Below are 14,806 nucleotides of genomic sequence, written 5' to 3'. Positions count from 1 at the left end.
GGGCCGCTCCAATACCGCTCGGTGTGGCATTTTTCCAGGCAGTGCTGCCGCGAGAGCCGTACCGGGGGCCAAGCTTGCCGGAAAGCGACGCGACCAACTTGATACGGCGGCTCTGACAAATGACTAAGAGCAGTTGACAGATGTCGTAGCAATCTTCTAGCCTGCTATTTGTCAGGTTAGGCCTGACATTTGTACCGCCTGAAGAAGGGCCGTGCGTAGGGGAGGAATCATGGAACAACCGCTGCTGGAGGCCACGGGCTTTCGCAAATCCTTCGGAGGCGTTCCCGCCCTGCGCGATGGCCGCTTCGTGTTGCGCCCCGGCTCGGTTCATGCGCTTTGCGGTGGCAATGGTGCCGGAAAATCCACCTTCCTGAAGATCCTGATGGGTATTCATCATCGTGATGCCGGCACGCTCATGCGCGACGGCAAGCCGATGACTTTCGAGAACCCTTCGCAGGCCCTTGCCAACGGCATTTCTATCATCGAGCAGGAGTTGAGCCCCGTTCCGGCGATGACCGTGGCCGAAAACATCTATCTGGGGCGCGAGCCGGTGGGCCTGTTCGGCCGGGTGCGCTTTGGCGAATTGAACCACATGGCGCAGGAGCTGCTGGACGGCTTCCATTTCGGCATCCGTGCGGACAGCCTGATGATGGATCTGACCGTGGCCCAGGTCCAGCTGGTCGAGATTGCCAAGGCGCTGAGCTATGATGCCGAGATCATCATCATGGACGAACCGACCTCAGCCCTGGGCGAGGCCGAGGCGGATCAGTTGTTCGCCGCCATCAAGACCCTGACGGCACGGGGCAAGGGCGTCATCTATGTCAGCCACCGCCTGTCCGAAATCTTCTCGATCTGCGACAGCTATACCGTGTTCCGCGACGGGGCCTTCGTCGAGACCGGGGCGATGGACACTATCGACAAGGATCGCCTGATCCACCTGGTCGTGGGCCGTCCGCTGACTGAGGAATTCGTCAAGGAAAACGAGCCGGGCCGCGAGGAGATGCTGTCCGTGCGCGATCTGAGCGCCGCTCACGGCGTCCGGGACGTGAACTTCGCCGTCAGGCGCGGCGAAATTCTGGCCCTTTACGGTCTGATGGGATCGGGCCGGACCGAGATCTTCGATCGCCTGTTCGGCCTGTCGGACACCGCAGGCGGTGAGATCGTGATCGAAGGAACGGCCACGCGGATCGACACGCCGAACCAGGCGATCGCTGCGGGGCTGGCCTATGTCACCGAAGACCGAAAGCATTCGGGTCTGGTCCTGACAGGGGATGTCCGCGACAACCTGTGCCTTGCGACGCTGGACCGCGTGTCCAGCGGCCAGTTGATGCGCGTGGGCGCTGAACGCGACGCGGCGCAGCGCATGATCGAGACGCTGAACATCAAGACCGCCTCGGACAAGCTATCGGTATCCAATCTGTCGGGCGGCAACCAGCAGAAGGTCGTTCTGGGCAAGTGGTTTCTGACTGAACCGCGCATCCTGTTGCTGGACGAGCCGACGCGCGGTGTCGATGTGGGCGCCAAGCGAGAGATCTATCGCGTCATGTCAGATTTCACGCGGGCCGGAGGCGCCGTCATCATGATCTCGTCCGAGACGGACGAAGTTCTGGGCATGGCCGACCGCGCCGTCGTAATGCGCGACGGCCGCGTGGCCGGGGAATTGCAGCGGGCGGAATTGTCCGCAGAGAGATTGTTGCATCTGGCAGCCTGAGAGCGCGGCGCGCGCCATGCGGGCGGCTGCGCGGCGCATGATGCACGAAAGGGAGGATCAAGTTGGAAAAGCAGATCGAAGCCGCCACGCCGGCCGGGACAGGAACCGAGCAGCCGCGCTCGATCACGACGCGCATCGGCCCATTGGCACAGCGATACGGCATCCTGATCGCGCTGATCCTGCTATGCGTCGTTCTGGCCGCGGTGAACGACAATTTCCTCAGCCAGCGCAACATCATCAACGTGCTGCGCCAGACCTCGATCAACGGTATCCTGGCGATCGGCATGACCTTCGTCATCCTGACGCGTGGGATCGACCTGTCGGTCGGCTCGGTCGTGGCGCTGGTGGGGGTCGTCTCGGCCAGCTTCGCCACGACCAGCACGGCGGGGGTGATCGGATCACCTTACATGCCGCTGATCGCGGTGATGATGGGACTTGCGACGGGAACCGCCGTCGGGGCCGTGTCGGGCACGATGGTGGCGCGGTTTTCCGTTCCGGCCTTCGTGGCGACGCTTGGCATGCTATCGGCGGCGCGCGGCCTGACGCTGATCTATTCGGGCGGGCGGCCCGTGCCTGCGCTGACCGACGGATATCGCTGGATCGGGACGGGCGACGTCGCGGGTATTCCGGTGCCGATCATCCTGTTCGGCCTGGTCTTCTTGCTGGCGCATTTCGTCCTGACCCAGACGCGGTTTGGCCGCCATGTCTATGCCGTGGGCGGCAACCCGCATGCGGCCAAGGTTTCGGGGCTGCCCGTCCGTCGCATCCGTTTTGCGGTCTATGCCATTTCGGGGGCGCTGGCGGGGGTCGCGGGGATGATCCTGGCGGGCCGCACCGGGTCGGCTTTGCCACAGGCCGGCGTCGCCTATGAGCTTGATGCCATCGCGGCCGTGGTCATCGGCGGCACCAGCCTGGCAGGCGGTATCGGCCGTGTCAGCGGCACGGTGATCGGCGCGCTGCTGATCGGGGTGATGAACAACGGCCTCGATCTGATGGGGGTCGAATCCTACTACCAGCAGGTCATCAAGGGCGGGCTGATCGTCGCTGCCGTGCTGCTGGACCGTTCGCGCAAATCCGAGGACTGATGCCGAACCGGCATCAGGTCTCGAAGAGAATGTCATAAAGGGAGGACACCACATGACACCGAAGATGATGATGACAGCCAGCGTGTTCGGCTTGGGGCTGGGGGCGGGAGCCGTCCATGCACAGGACGATCCGATCAAGATCGGCATGGCCGCCTATGGCCTGAACGCCGAATTCATGCAGCTGTGGTCGGCTGCCGGCGAGAAGCATCCCGCCGTCCAGTCGGGCATGGTCGAACTGACGGTCTTTGATGGCCGTTATGATGCCCTGGTCCAGCAGGATCAGTTCGAGACGATGATCACCCAAGGTTATGACGCGATCGTCTTTGCTCCGATGGATGTCGAAGCGGGTGCCACGGCGGTCCAGCTGGCGGTCGAGGCGGGCATTCCGGTTGTCGGTTCGAACGCGCGGGTGAACAGCGATCAGCTGACCTCTTATGTTGGGTCGGACGATGTCGAAGCGGGCTATCTGGAGGCCAAGGCGGTCCTGGACAAGATGAACTGCGAAGGTGACGTCGTCATCATCGAAGGCCCCATCGGCCAGTCCGGAGAGATCCAGCGCGGCGAGGGCAACGAAAAAGCCCTGGCCGAATGCCCCGACGTCGAGATCCTGGAGCGCCAGACCGCCAACTGGTCGCGCGCCGAGGCGCAGAGCCTGATGGAAAACTGGCTGACCTCGCATGGCAACGACATCCGCGGCGTCATCGCGCAGAACGACGAAATGGCCTTGGGTGCGATCGAGGCGATCCGTGCCGCGAGCATGGATGTCGACAATTTCGCCATCGCGGGCGTGGACGGCGTGACCGACGCGCTGAACGCGGTCAAGGAAGGCCGCATGGATTCCATCCTTCAGGATGGCGAGGCGCAGGCACTGGGCGCCATCGACGTCGCCATTAAAGCCGTCCGCCCCGATTACGAGCCCATGTCCGACATCTGGAAACAGTATCCTGACATGCCGTGGAATGGCGGTGCCGACAGCGAATACAACGTCCCCTGGACCCCGGTTACGGCCGAAAACGTCGACGCGCTGCTGGCCACGCGCCAGTAAGCCGTCCGAAACCTTTCCCGGCGCCCAAGGGGGCGCCCGGGGCCACTTACGGAACGCACTCCCGGATCATCCCTGCCGCCGCGCAACCCGCTTGGGCGGGGATGGTCCCATGTCAGACAGAGGATCGCTATGGCAGCTTCACTGGACTTTTCCCTGGCGGGCAGGACGGCCGTCGTCACGGGGGGCGCCTCGGGGATCGGAGCGGCGATCGCGCAGGCGTTTTCGCAGCAGGGCGCGAGGATCGCCTTGCTGGACATGAACCTTGAGATCGCGGAGCAGCTGGCAGAAGGTCTGCCCGGCGAAGCCCGTGCCTTTTCTTGCGACGTGACCGACGCAGACAGCATCGCCTCCGCCATTGCACATACCACCGAGGCCTTCGGCGGCATCGATATCCTGGTGAACTCGGCCGGGATCGTGGATCTGGCCCCGGCCGAGGATCTCTCGAGCAAGGCATGGACGCGCACTATCGACATCAACTTGACCGGCAGCTTCGCCATGGCGCAGGCCGTGGGTCGCGTCATGATCGCGGCAGGCAAGGGCGGGCGGATCATCAACCTGGCCAGCCAGGCAGGTTCTGTCGCGATCGAGGGGCATGTGGCCTATTGCGCGGCGAAATTCGGCATTCTGGGCGTTACCAAGACGCTGGCGCTCGAATGGGGCCGGCATGGCATCACGGTCAACGCCATCTCTCCGACAGTGGTGATGACCGATCTGGGCCGCAAGGCCTGGGCAGGCCCCAAGGGCGACGCGATGAAGGCGCAGATCCCGGTCGGCCGTTTTGCCGAGCCCGATGAGATTGCAGCGGCGGCGGTCTTTCTGGCCTCGGACGCGGCAGCGATGATCAATGGCGCCGACCTTCTGGTTGATGGCGGATATACGGTGAGATGATGGACAACAGCGAGGTGAATACCCGGACCGGTCTGGCCATGCAGCGGTTCTTCAACGACCCCGACGACATCGTCGATGAAACGGTGGCGGGCTTCGTCAAGGCGCATGGCGATCTGGTCTGCAAGGACCCGATGAACCCGCGCGTCGTGCTGTCGCGCTTCGCCCCGCAGGAGGGGCGCGTGGGCATCGTCACCGGCGGCGGTTCGGGCCACGAGCCCGCCTTCATCGGCTATGCCGGGCGCAACATGGTGGATGCCGTGGCCGTAGGCGAGCTGTTCTCGTCACCGACGGCGCAGGCCTTCGCGGATGCAATCCGTGCGGCGGATGGCGGGGCCGGGGTCGCGGTGCTTTACGGCAATTATGCCGGCGACAACATGAATGTGAAGATGGCGCGCGACATGGTGGCCGAAGACGGCATCGAGGTGGCGCTGGTCGTTGCCAATGACGACGTCTGTTCGGCCCCGCCCTCCGAGCGTGCCAAGCGACGGGGCGTGGCAGGCGAAATCTTCATGTGGAAGATCGGCGGTGCCCGGGCGGCGCTTGGTGGCAATCTAACGCAAGTCCAGGCGGCCGCGCAGAAGGCCATCGATGCCTGCCGCTCGGTCGGCGTCGGCTTGGGGCCCTGCACGCTTCCGGCGGTGGGCCATCCGAACTTCCAGATCGCCGCCGGCACGATGGAAGTGGGCATCGGCCATCACGGCGAACCGGGCACCCGGGTCGAGCCGCTGAAACGCGCCGATGACATCGCCGACGACATGGTGCGGATCGTGCTGGAGGATCAGGACCTAGAGGCCGGGACCGAGGTCGCGGTGCTGGTCTCGGGTCTGGGCGCGACACCGGTCAACGAGCTCTATGTCCTTTTCGACCGCATTGAAACCGGGCTGGAGGGCGCGGGTCTGAAGGTACATTGCGCCCTCGTCGGCAATTACTTCACCTCGCTCGAAATGGTGGGGGCGACGCTGACGGTCATGGCGCTGGACGACGAACTGAAGGAACTGCTCGACGTCGAATGCGCCTCACCGGCGATGAGCCGGTCGGGTGCGCCCGCCCAGCCGATCGCCGCGACATCTGCCCCGCGCACCCGCCGAAGCGGAGCCGCCAAGGCCGGGGCCGCGATCGAACGCGCCCGCGAAGCCGAGGGCGATCCGCGCCTTGACATGCGCGCGGCGTCCGGCATCGTGACCGACCTGGCATCCGTCATCGTCGCCAACAAGGCCTATCTGTCCGAGATCGACGGCCTGATCGGGGACGGCGATCACGGCATCAACATGGCCAAGGGCTTTGGACGGGCCGCCGAGCGCATCGCCGATCGGAATCTGGCGCTGGACGAGGCGCTTTCGGTGCTGTCGGACGTGCTGATGACCGAGATCGGTGGGTCGATGGGGCCGCTCTATGGGTTCATGTTCGGCAATATGGCCCGCGCGATCGAAGGGCGTCAGGCGATCGATGCGGAGGGTTTCGGGATCATGTTGCGCGCGGGTCTTCAGGGTGTCCGGACCACGGGCGCTGCCGAACTGGGCGACAAGACCCTTGTCGACTGCCTGGTGCCGGCAATCTCGGCCTATGAGGCCACCCGGCCCGACGGCTTCGAGAATGCGCTGATGGCAATGGCACGGGCGGCCGAGGAAGGCCGCGACAGCACCATCGACATGGTCGCGCGGCTGGGACGGGCCAGCCGACTTGGGGAACGCTCGCGCGGTGTGCTGGATGCGGGCGCGACCTCTTGCGCGCTGATCCTGACGAAGCTGGCGGACAGCGTGGCACCCCGGCTGTCCCGGATGTGATGGGCGGGCCGCGGCATTGCATCGCCGCGGCTTCGCGCCGATAATCGTCGATATGCAGATGTTTACCCGACACGACCTGACCTTGCTGTTCCGCAGCCTTGCCGCGCGCATGGACGAGGAACAGGACTATCTGGCCGAACTGGACGGCGAGATCGGCGATGCCGATCACGGGGTTGCCATGTCGGTGGGCTTTGCCGCCGCCGCAAAGGCGCTTTCGGAAGACGAGGCCGCGGTGCCGATGCTGGCCGATGGCATGATGCTGGCCGCCCGCGCATTGCTGAACGAGATCGGTGCGACGACCGGTCCGCTATATGCCAGCGCGCTGATGCGGGCCGCCCAGGCCTTGGGCGCTACGACCGAAATACCGCTGGCGCGCCTGCCCGAGGTGATCATCGCAATGTCCGAGGGCATCGCCCTGCGCGGGGCCAGCAAGCCAGGCGACAAGACCATGATCGACGCCTGGGCCCCTGCGGCACATGCCGCCCGTGCCGGTTTGGCAACGGATCGGGATGTCGCCCATATCCTAAAGGATGCAGCCACGGCTGCCGCAGAGGGTGCCAAGGCAACCCGTGCGATGATGGCGGTCAAGGGGCGGGCGGCGCGGCTTGGGCCGCGCAGCCTTGGACATCTGGACCCCGGGGCGGCGTCGGCGGCAGCGCTGCTCGACAGCATGGCGCAGTGGGTCACGGTTCGGTCGGGTCCGGCTTCGTCATGACCGGAGGTCAATCGATGCGGATGGGGGGCACCGTTCGCAGCCCCCTGCGGTTCGGCGAGGATCCGCTGCTGTGGGCGGCTTGGCTCTATTACGAAGAAGGCATGACCCAGGGGGATATCGCGACGCGGATGGGAGTGTCCCGTGCCTCGGTCAATGCCTATCTGGCGGATGCGCGGGCGCGGGGCATCGTATCGATCGAGATCGATCCCGATCGCTTTCGCGCCCTTAGCATTGCCCAGAGCCTGCAGGACCATTTCAACCTGTCAGATTGTCTTGTAATCCCCTCGGAAGGAGGGGGCAGTCCGCTTGTAGATCGGTTGGGGGCAGCGGGGGCGCAGCTTCTGACCAGAACGGCGCAATCAGGCGACACGATCGCGGTCACTTGGGGGCGCACCGTGCTGTCGATGGCCAACAGCGTCCGTACTCGCGGGTTGCAGGACCTTCGCATCGTCCAGGCGACGGGCGGCACGACAGCCAAGACCTCCTGGACCCCCGAGGCCTGCGCGACCACGTTGGCGGATGCTCTGGGCGCGCGCTGCATTCCGATATCTGCGCCCGCGATCGTATCCTCTCCGGACATGCGCAGGCTCTTGCTGCGCGAACCGGTGATTGCCGGACAGATGGAGGTCTTGGCCGAGGCGAACCGCATCATTCTGGGGATCTCTTCGCTGCGTCCCGAAAGCACGATTCACAGCAGCGGTTTCTTCGACGCGGTGAGCGCACAGGATTACGCGAATGAGGCAGTAGGCAGCATCGCAGGACGATTGATTTCGGCCACGGGCGAGGTCGTCGACGGACCGCTCGAAGCACGCACCATCGGCATTGACCTGGACAGCCTGGGCAGGATTCCCTGCCGCATCGGTGTCGCCGGCGGGATGGACAAGGTACAGGCCATTCTGGCGGCCCTGCGTGGCAGGCTGGTCAACGTCATGGTCACGGATGCCGATACGGCCCGCGCGATCCTTGCCTCCGAAGGGCGCGATATCGACGCTCCCAAGCGCGCCGGCAAGCCAGCTGCCGCCCTGCCCGAGCGCGTGCGGGTCAAGAAATTCCTAAATCGCACCCAGGATGCCGTCAGCGAGACAATCGCGGGAGCGGTCCTGGCGCATGAAGATTTGCTGGCTCCTATCGAAGGCGCGCCGCGCGCGCTGAAAGCCGTGACAGGTCCCCGTCCCGGAAAGGTGGGTTTGGTCATCGGCGGCGGATCAGGGCACGAACCGGGGTTTTTCGGCTATGTCGGGGCCGGTCTGGCCGATGCCGTCGCAATCGGCAACGTCTTTGCCGCGCCGCCGCCCGATCCGATCCTGGCAGCGACGTTGGCTGCCGATGGCGGAGCAGGTGTGCTGCATATCTTCGGAAATTTTTCAGGGGACGTGATGAATTTCGAGATGGCAGCCGAGATGGCCGCCGCACGGGGTATCCCGGTGCGTTCAGTCATCACCACCGACGACATCGCCTCTGCTCCGGTCGAGACGCGCGCAGCGCGGCGCGGCGTGGCCGGAAATGTCTTCGTCTTCAAAATCGCCGGTGCCGCATGCGACCGAATGCTGCCGTTGGAGCGCTGCGTCGAACTTGCCAATCGTGCGACACAAAGGTGCTTCACCATGGGCATCGCCCTTGAACCGGGCACGTCCCTTGAAGCGCGCCGCCCCAGTTTCCGAATTGGCCCAGAAGAGATGGAGATCGGTGTCGGGGTTCATGGTGAACGCGGTATCGCCAGTGACAGGCTGGTCGGTGCCGATGAAGCAACCGATCTGATTGTGGACCGGATCCTGTCGGAAATGGCGCCGGCCGAGGGCGATCAGGTCGCGCTTTTGGTCAATTCGCTCGGCAGCACGCCGATGATGGAACTTTACATCATCAACCGACGCCTCAGACAGCGGCTGCGCGCCCGTGGTGTAATGGCGCATCGAACCTTGATCGGTCACTACTACACATCGCTGGATATGGCCGGCATGTCGATCACAGCGATGCTGCTGGACGACGAGTTGGCAAGCCTGTTGGATCATCCCTGTCATTCGCCTGCTTGGCATCACGCATAAGGTCGTGTCGCGAAATAGGTGGAAATGTGAGGGCGACGTAATCTCCGGGTGACCTACAACCACCCAACCGGCGGCGACAACCGCCAGGGAGATCACACCATTGACCCGATGCGGTGGACGGCCTCTGCAATGCAAGTGAACCGGCCCCCGTTTCGACCGGACACTCCAAAGAGACACAGTGTTGCTCAGGCTTCGCGGGCGTCGAAGGCCCAATCGCGGAAGATCGCCCTTGGCCTCTCCATGACCGGGTCCCTGGCCCGTGCGACATTGAGGTAGTAGCCATAGCCATCGAGCGCGGTCCGATCGGAGAGTTGCACGAGTTGCCCGCTTTGCAGATCGTCGCGGATCATTGCGATGGGACACAGGGCAATTCCCTGCCCGGCCAAGGCCGCAGCCCGCAGCAGGTTGAAGTCTTCGAACACCGGCCCATCGAGGGGGACAGCGCCGCCTCCCGCACGGCTCAGCCAGTCGTCCCAGCCGGACGTATCGCTGTCGTGCAGAAAGCCGGCTTGCAGCATGGCCTCGGGCGTAACGGATCCCGTGGCCAGCCCCGCGGCAACGGCGGGGCTGCAGACAGGGACGCTGACGCCGGGTAGGAAGAGTTCGGTCCGGACGCCCGGCAGCGCCGGGGGGCTGGCGGCATAGGTGAAAGCGAGATCGACCTCACGAAAATCGATGTCCTGACCATGGATCGCATAGATGATGCGCACCGAAATGTCTGGATGCGCGTTGCGGAACGACGACAGACGCGGGATCAGCCAGCACAGCGCCACCGACGGGATTGCCGCGATCACGAGTGACTGGGGCTTTCGCGAAACTCGTGCGCGGGCGCAGGCAGCCTCGATACCGCCGAACGCCAATGTCAGGTCGCGCGCAAGCGTTTCTCCCCGTGCCAGCAGACGGGGCCTGGCGCCGGACCGGTCGAAAAGAGGCTGGTCGAGCCAGGACTCGAGATGCCGCACCTGGTGGCTGACAGCGGACTGGGTGACGAACAGCGCTTCCGCGGCTGCTCTGAAGCTGCCCAATCGTGCCACGGCCTCGAAGGCCCGCAGAGCGGTGAGCGGAGGAAGGGACACACAGATCTCCGTATGAATTTTTCTCAGGTAAGCGTGAATTATGATCTTTTGACAAGTCGGTCGATCCGGCGGAGCGTCTGCTCAGTTTCATTCAACCCGGCGAAAGGCAGCGAACATGCAGCGCGAACGTCTTCAGAACTACGTGGGCAACGGCGAGAAGGCGAAGCCGACCTTTTCCGCCTCCGAAATGCAGCGCCGTCAGGATGCGATCCGCGCGCATATGGCCGAAGCAGGCTTGGATGCGGCGCTGTTCACCTCCTATCACAACATCAACTACTATGCCGATTTCATCTACTGCCAGTTCGGCCGCCGCTACGGCCTCGTGATCGATCAGGACAGCGCAACCACGATCAGCGCGGGCATCGATGGCGGCCAGCCATGGCGTCGCACCTTCGGCCACAACATCACCTATACCGACTGGCAGAAGGACAATTTCTTTCATGCCGTGCGGCAGGTCGCGGGCAAGGCCAAGCGGATCGGGATCGAGTTCGATCACGTCAATATCGAGCTGCTCGAGCAGCTGAAGTCCGAATTTCCCGGCGTCGAATTCAGCGACATCGCGGCGCCCGCCATGCAGCTGCGCATGATCAAGTCGGCCGAGGAAATCGCGCATATCACCGAGATGGCCCGGATTGCCGATATCGGCGGGGCGGCCTGCGTCGAGGCGACGGCCGTCGGCGTGACCGAGCGCGAGGTGGCGCTGCATTCGACGGCCACGATGATCCGCGAGATCGCCAAGAGCTGGCCCGAGGCCGAGCTGCTCGACACCTGGACCTGGTTCCAGTCGGGCATCAACACCGACGGCGCGCACAACCCGGTCACCAGCCGCAAGATCGAACGCGGCGACATCCTGTCGCTGAACTGCTTCCCGATGGTCGCGGGCTACTACGTGGCACTGGAGCGCACGCTCTTTGCCGAGGAGGCCAGCGACGAGCACATCCGCCTGTGGGAGCTCAACTGCAAGGTCCATGACCGCGGCAAGGAGCTGCTGGTGCCCGGCAAGAAGTGCTCGGAGATCGCCAAGGAGCTCAACGAGATCTACGCCGAGGAGAACCTGCTGCAGTATCGCAGCTTTGGCTATGGCCATTCCTTCGGCGTGCTGAGCCACTATTACGGCCGCGAGGCGGGGTTGGAGCTGCGCGAGGATTGCGAGACCGTGCTGGAGCCCGGCATGGTCGTCTCGATGGAGCCGATGATCACCATCCCCGAGGGGACGCCCGGTGCCGGCGGCTACCGCGAGCACGACATCCTCGTGATCGAGGAGGGGGGCAACCGCAACATCACCGGCTTCCCCTACGGCCCGGAGCACCTGATTGTGAAGGGCAAGGCGAAGGCCGCCTGATCCGCCCCGGCCCCCGCGGTGCAGACCGCGGGGGTTTTTTTCATTCCCTGACAGGAGATGTCCCATGCTGAGCGGCTCATGGGTTCTGGACGCGTTCGTCATATCCAATCTCGCGACGATCGCTTTGACGGTGTTCGTCTTCGCCGTGCAGGAGGCGCGGCGGGCGAATTGATCATCAGGCCCGCACTTGGAGGAGGGGCGGGCCACCCCACCAAATTCGAGGAGGACCGAAGGTGGACGATAGCATATGGGTCAACTGGGCAATCATGGCCGCGTCCATGGCCGCCCTGATCTGGCTTGGATGGCGGGCCGGCCGTGTCGTGCATATGGGCAATGACGACGAGAGCGGGTTTCTCGTCGCGGGACGCTCGCTCGGCCCCTTCGTCGGCGCCTCGACCATCGTGGCGACCGGCTTTTCGGGCTGGGGCTTCATGGGCTCGCCCGGCGTGGCTTATGAGTTCGGCGCGATCGAGCTTCTGGGCAACTTCATGTTCGCCCCGGCGATGGTGATCGCGGTGCTGTTCTTCTCGCGCTTCCTGTCGCGGCGCGCGGCCGAGATGGACAGCTGCACGATCCCCGAATACGCCGCGAGGCTGCATGCCGATGGCGGGCTGGGCCGGCTCGTGCAGGGGGTGGCCGCGGTGATCACCATCGTGCTGCTGCTCGTCTTCCTGACCAGCCAGATCAAGGCCGTCGGCATCCTCGCCGCCGGCTGGCTCGACCTGCCCGAAAGCTGGGGCGCGGTGTTGATGATCTCGATCATCATCCTCTATACCGTGCTGGGCGGGCTGACGGCGGTGGCCTGGACCGACACGCTGATGCTGATGGGCATGGTGCTCGCGGCGGTGATCATCTGCACCCAGATCTTCGGCGATCTCGGCCCCGTCGAGCTGATCGCCGCGCTGCGCGAGGTCGATCCCCAACTGGTCGACCCCGAGACTTCAACGCCCTATGGTCAGGCGAAGAGCGCGGTCTATCTGGTGCTGCCCTACGCCTTCATGTTCTCGGCGGTGCTGCCCTACATGGCGGTGCGCTTCCTCGCCTTCCGGGCGGATGTGAAGCCGCATGTCGTGGCGATGTATGTGGCGCCTTTCGGCTGCATCCTGTCGCTGATCCCGATCGTCGGGCTCTACATGCGGGTCAGGATGCCGGGGCTGGAGCAGGCGGATCAGGCGATGCCGGTCTATCTGCAGAGCTTCCTGCATCCCGCGCTCGGCGGCTTCATCACGCTGTGCATCCTCTTCGCGATGCAATCGACCGCGAACTCGCTGCTGCACACGGTCGCCTCGGCGGCCTCGCATGACCTGCGCCGGGCGCTGCTGCCCGGCCACGAGAACCCGGCCACGGTCCTGTTTCTGAACCGCGCGGCGGTGGTGGTGTTCGGTCTCGCCGGTCTCTTGATGATGTTCTACGCGCCGCCCTTCTTCCTGTCCTGGCTGGGCATCCTGGGCACCGGCACCTTGCTGGCGACGCTGGTCGGGCCGATCTTCGTGTCGAGCTTCTGGCGCGGCAATGGCTGGGGGGCGCTGGCGGCGATGGGCAGCGGCTTTGCGACCTCGGGCGGCATGCTCATGTGGAGCGAGGCCGGCTGGGTCGTGGGGCCGCTGGTCGGCTGCGCGGTCTCGAGCCTGCTCTACGTCGCGGTCAGCCTCGCGACCTCGCGCAGCGGCGGGTTGCAACGCGCCTGACAGACATCGCATTTCGGGGGGAAGGGGCGGCCATTGGCCGCCCTTTCTCGTCTGCCCCTCAGACCGGCGCGCGCTGCGCGGCATCGGCCTGGCGCCAGGCCTCGGGCGTCATGCCCTCGTGCCGGCGAAAGACGCGGATCAGGTGCGAGGCGTCGCAAAGGCCGGCCTCGGCGGCGATGCGGGTGACGCTGTGCTCGGGGCGGGCGAGCAGGAAGCGCGCATGGGCGAGCCGGACCTTCAGGAACGCCGCCGCCGGGCTTAGCCCGAGCGCCTCGCGCATGTGCCGCTCGAGCTTGCGGCGGCTGACGCCAAGGCGGGCCGCGATCTCGCCCACCCCCGGTGCGGCGTCGAGGTTCTGTTGCAGCACATGCAGCGCGCGCCGCACCAGAGGGTCGCGGGTCTTGAGATCCAGGGGCAGGCCCGGTTGCGGATCGTCGGCGGCCATGGCCTCGTCGATGATCATGATGTGCAGGCTCTTGCGCGCCGCCGCCCGGCCGATGTGCCGATCCACGAGATGGGCCGCGAGATGGGCCGAGCTGGCCCCGCCCGAGCAGGTCAGACGGTCGCGATCCTCGACGAAGAGCCGGTCGGAGACGGGGACGAGCCCGTCGAACTGTTCGAGGAAATCATCGTGGTGAAACCAGCTGACGCAGCAGCGGTACCCCTGCATCAGCCCGGCGCGGTGCAGGATGAAGGCGCCGGTGCAGACGCCCACCAGCGGCACCTTGCGCGCCGCGGCGCGGCGCAGAAAGGCGATTTCGCCAGGCGGCAGCCCGCCCTCGTCGATCAGCCCGCCGATCACCACGATGTAGTCGAAGCGGGACGGATCGCCGAGCTTTTCCTCGGGCCCCACGGTGACGCCGCAGCTGGACCGGACCGGGGCCGCGTCCTCGGCGATGACGCGCCAGCTGCACAGGATCGGGCGCGAGCGGTCGCCCTCGTCGGCGGCGAGGCGCAGCACGTCGACGAAATTGGCGAAGGCCGAGAGGGTGAAGCGCCGCGCCAGCAGAAAGCCCACGCGCAGGCGCGGACGAGACGGGGCTGGGGACGGGGCATCGGGGGCGGCGAGCGGCAGGGGCATGTCGCGATCATACCACCTATAAGGCGCAATCATCCAGTGCGGACCCGCGGAAACATGGCGGGAGGTGAGAATTGAACCCTCGCCTCCTTCCTTCCCTTTCCGAGATTCCCGAACATGCCCCGCGCGAGCGGATGTGGCGGGTGCAGGCGACGCGGGTGATGCTGGCGGGGCATACGGTCACCGGCACGAAGGGGCGGCTGCGCGTCGCCTCGGTCACGGTGAACCCGGTGCGCGTCAGCGCAGCCGCCGCTCGCTGCGCGCGTCGAACAGCATCACGCGCTCTGCCGCGACATCGAGCCCGACCCGCTCGCCCGAGCGCGGCGCGGGGTCGTCCTCGCTCAGCTCGACC

11 protein-coding genes are annotated in these 14,806 nt (G+C 65.4%); 9 read left to right on the top strand and 2 right to left on the bottom strand.

Annotation, left to right across the window (positions count from 1 at the left end):
- Positions 1–229 precede the first annotated feature (229 nt).
- From NHG85_RS18115 to NHG85_RS18085, 7 genes are all read left to right on the top strand, one after another.
- The gene (locus NHG85_RS18115; RefSeq protein ID WP_253335041.1) at positions 230–1,711 is read left to right on the top strand and encodes a sugar ABC transporter ATP-binding protein; all 1,482 of its coding nucleotides are present in this window, start codon (positions 230–232) and stop codon (positions 1,709–1,711) included.
- Positions 1,712–1,773: 62 nt separating this feature from the next.
- The gene (locus NHG85_RS18110) at positions 1,774–2,796 is read left to right on the top strand and encodes an ABC transporter permease (RefSeq protein ID WP_253335040.1); all 1,023 of its coding nucleotides are present in this window, start codon (positions 1,774–1,776) and stop codon (positions 2,794–2,796) included.
- Between the two features lie 52 nt (positions 2,797–2,848).
- The gene (locus NHG85_RS18105) at positions 2,849–3,841 is read left to right on the top strand and encodes a substrate-binding domain-containing protein (RefSeq protein ID WP_253335039.1); all 993 of its coding nucleotides are present in this window, start codon (positions 2,849–2,851) and stop codon (positions 3,839–3,841) included.
- A 129-nt stretch (positions 3,842–3,970) separates the two neighbouring features.
- Complete coding sequence (locus NHG85_RS18100; protein ID WP_253335038.1) at positions 3,971–4,729, top strand: SDR family oxidoreductase; 759 nt, start codon at positions 3,971–3,973, stop codon at positions 4,727–4,729.
- A complete protein-coding gene (dhaL, locus tag NHG85_RS18095; RefSeq protein ID WP_253335036.1) occupies positions 4,729–6,513 on the top strand; it encodes a dihydroxyacetone kinase subunit DhaL in 1,785 nt (594 codons plus the stop codon). The genes NHG85_RS18100 and dhaL (NHG85_RS18095) overlap by 1 nt, the downstream gene beginning before the upstream one ends.
- A gap of 52 nt (positions 6,514–6,565) precedes the next feature.
- Complete coding sequence (gene dhaL, locus NHG85_RS18090) at positions 6,566–7,228, top strand: dihydroxyacetone kinase subunit DhaL (protein WP_253335034.1); 663 nt, start codon at positions 6,566–6,568, stop codon at positions 7,226–7,228.
- A gap of 14 nt (positions 7,229–7,242) precedes the next feature.
- Positions 7,243–9,270 carry a bifunctional sugar-binding transcriptional regulator/dihydroxyacetone kinase subunit DhaK gene (locus tag NHG85_RS18085; RefSeq protein WP_253335031.1) on the top strand — a complete coding sequence of 676 codons (2,028 nt, stop codon included), beginning with the start codon at positions 7,243–7,245 and terminating at the stop codon, positions 9,268–9,270.
- Between the two features lie 185 nt (positions 9,271–9,455).
- On the opposite strand, the gene NHG85_RS18080 is transcribed toward NHG85_RS18085, so the two are convergent.
- A complete protein-coding gene (locus NHG85_RS18080) occupies positions 9,456–10,346 on the bottom strand; it encodes a LysR substrate-binding domain-containing protein (protein WP_253335030.1) in 891 nt (296 codons plus the stop codon).
- Positions 10,347–10,461: 115 nt separating this feature from the next.
- Here NHG85_RS18080 and NHG85_RS18075 point away from each other — a divergent pair, with 115 nt between their 5' ends.
- Positions 10,462–11,688 (top strand): aminopeptidase P family protein, encoded by a 1,227-nt coding sequence (locus NHG85_RS18075; RefSeq protein WP_253335028.1) that lies wholly within the window; start codon positions 10,462–10,464, stop codon positions 11,686–11,688.
- A gap of 233 nt (positions 11,689–11,921) precedes the next feature.
- Positions 11,922–13,376 (top strand): sodium:solute symporter family protein, encoded by a 1,455-nt coding sequence (locus tag NHG85_RS18070; protein ID WP_253335026.1) that lies wholly within the window; start codon positions 11,922–11,924, stop codon positions 13,374–13,376.
- A gap of 58 nt (positions 13,377–13,434) precedes the next feature.
- On the opposite strand, the gene NHG85_RS18065 is transcribed toward NHG85_RS18070, so the two are convergent.
- Positions 13,435–14,457, bottom strand: coding sequence for a GlxA family transcriptional regulator (locus tag NHG85_RS18065; RefSeq protein ID WP_253335024.1), 1,023 nt, complete (start codon positions 14,455–14,457; stop codon positions 13,435–13,437).
- Positions 14,458–14,806 lie beyond the last annotated feature (349 nt).

Origin of the sequence: Limimaricola litoreus, from assembly GCF_024159025.1 — a bacterium.
Taxonomy (GTDB): domain Bacteria; phylum Pseudomonadota; class Alphaproteobacteria; order Rhodobacterales; family Rhodobacteraceae; genus Limimaricola; species Limimaricola litoreus.
This window is presented reverse-complemented; position numbering and strand designations above follow the sequence as displayed.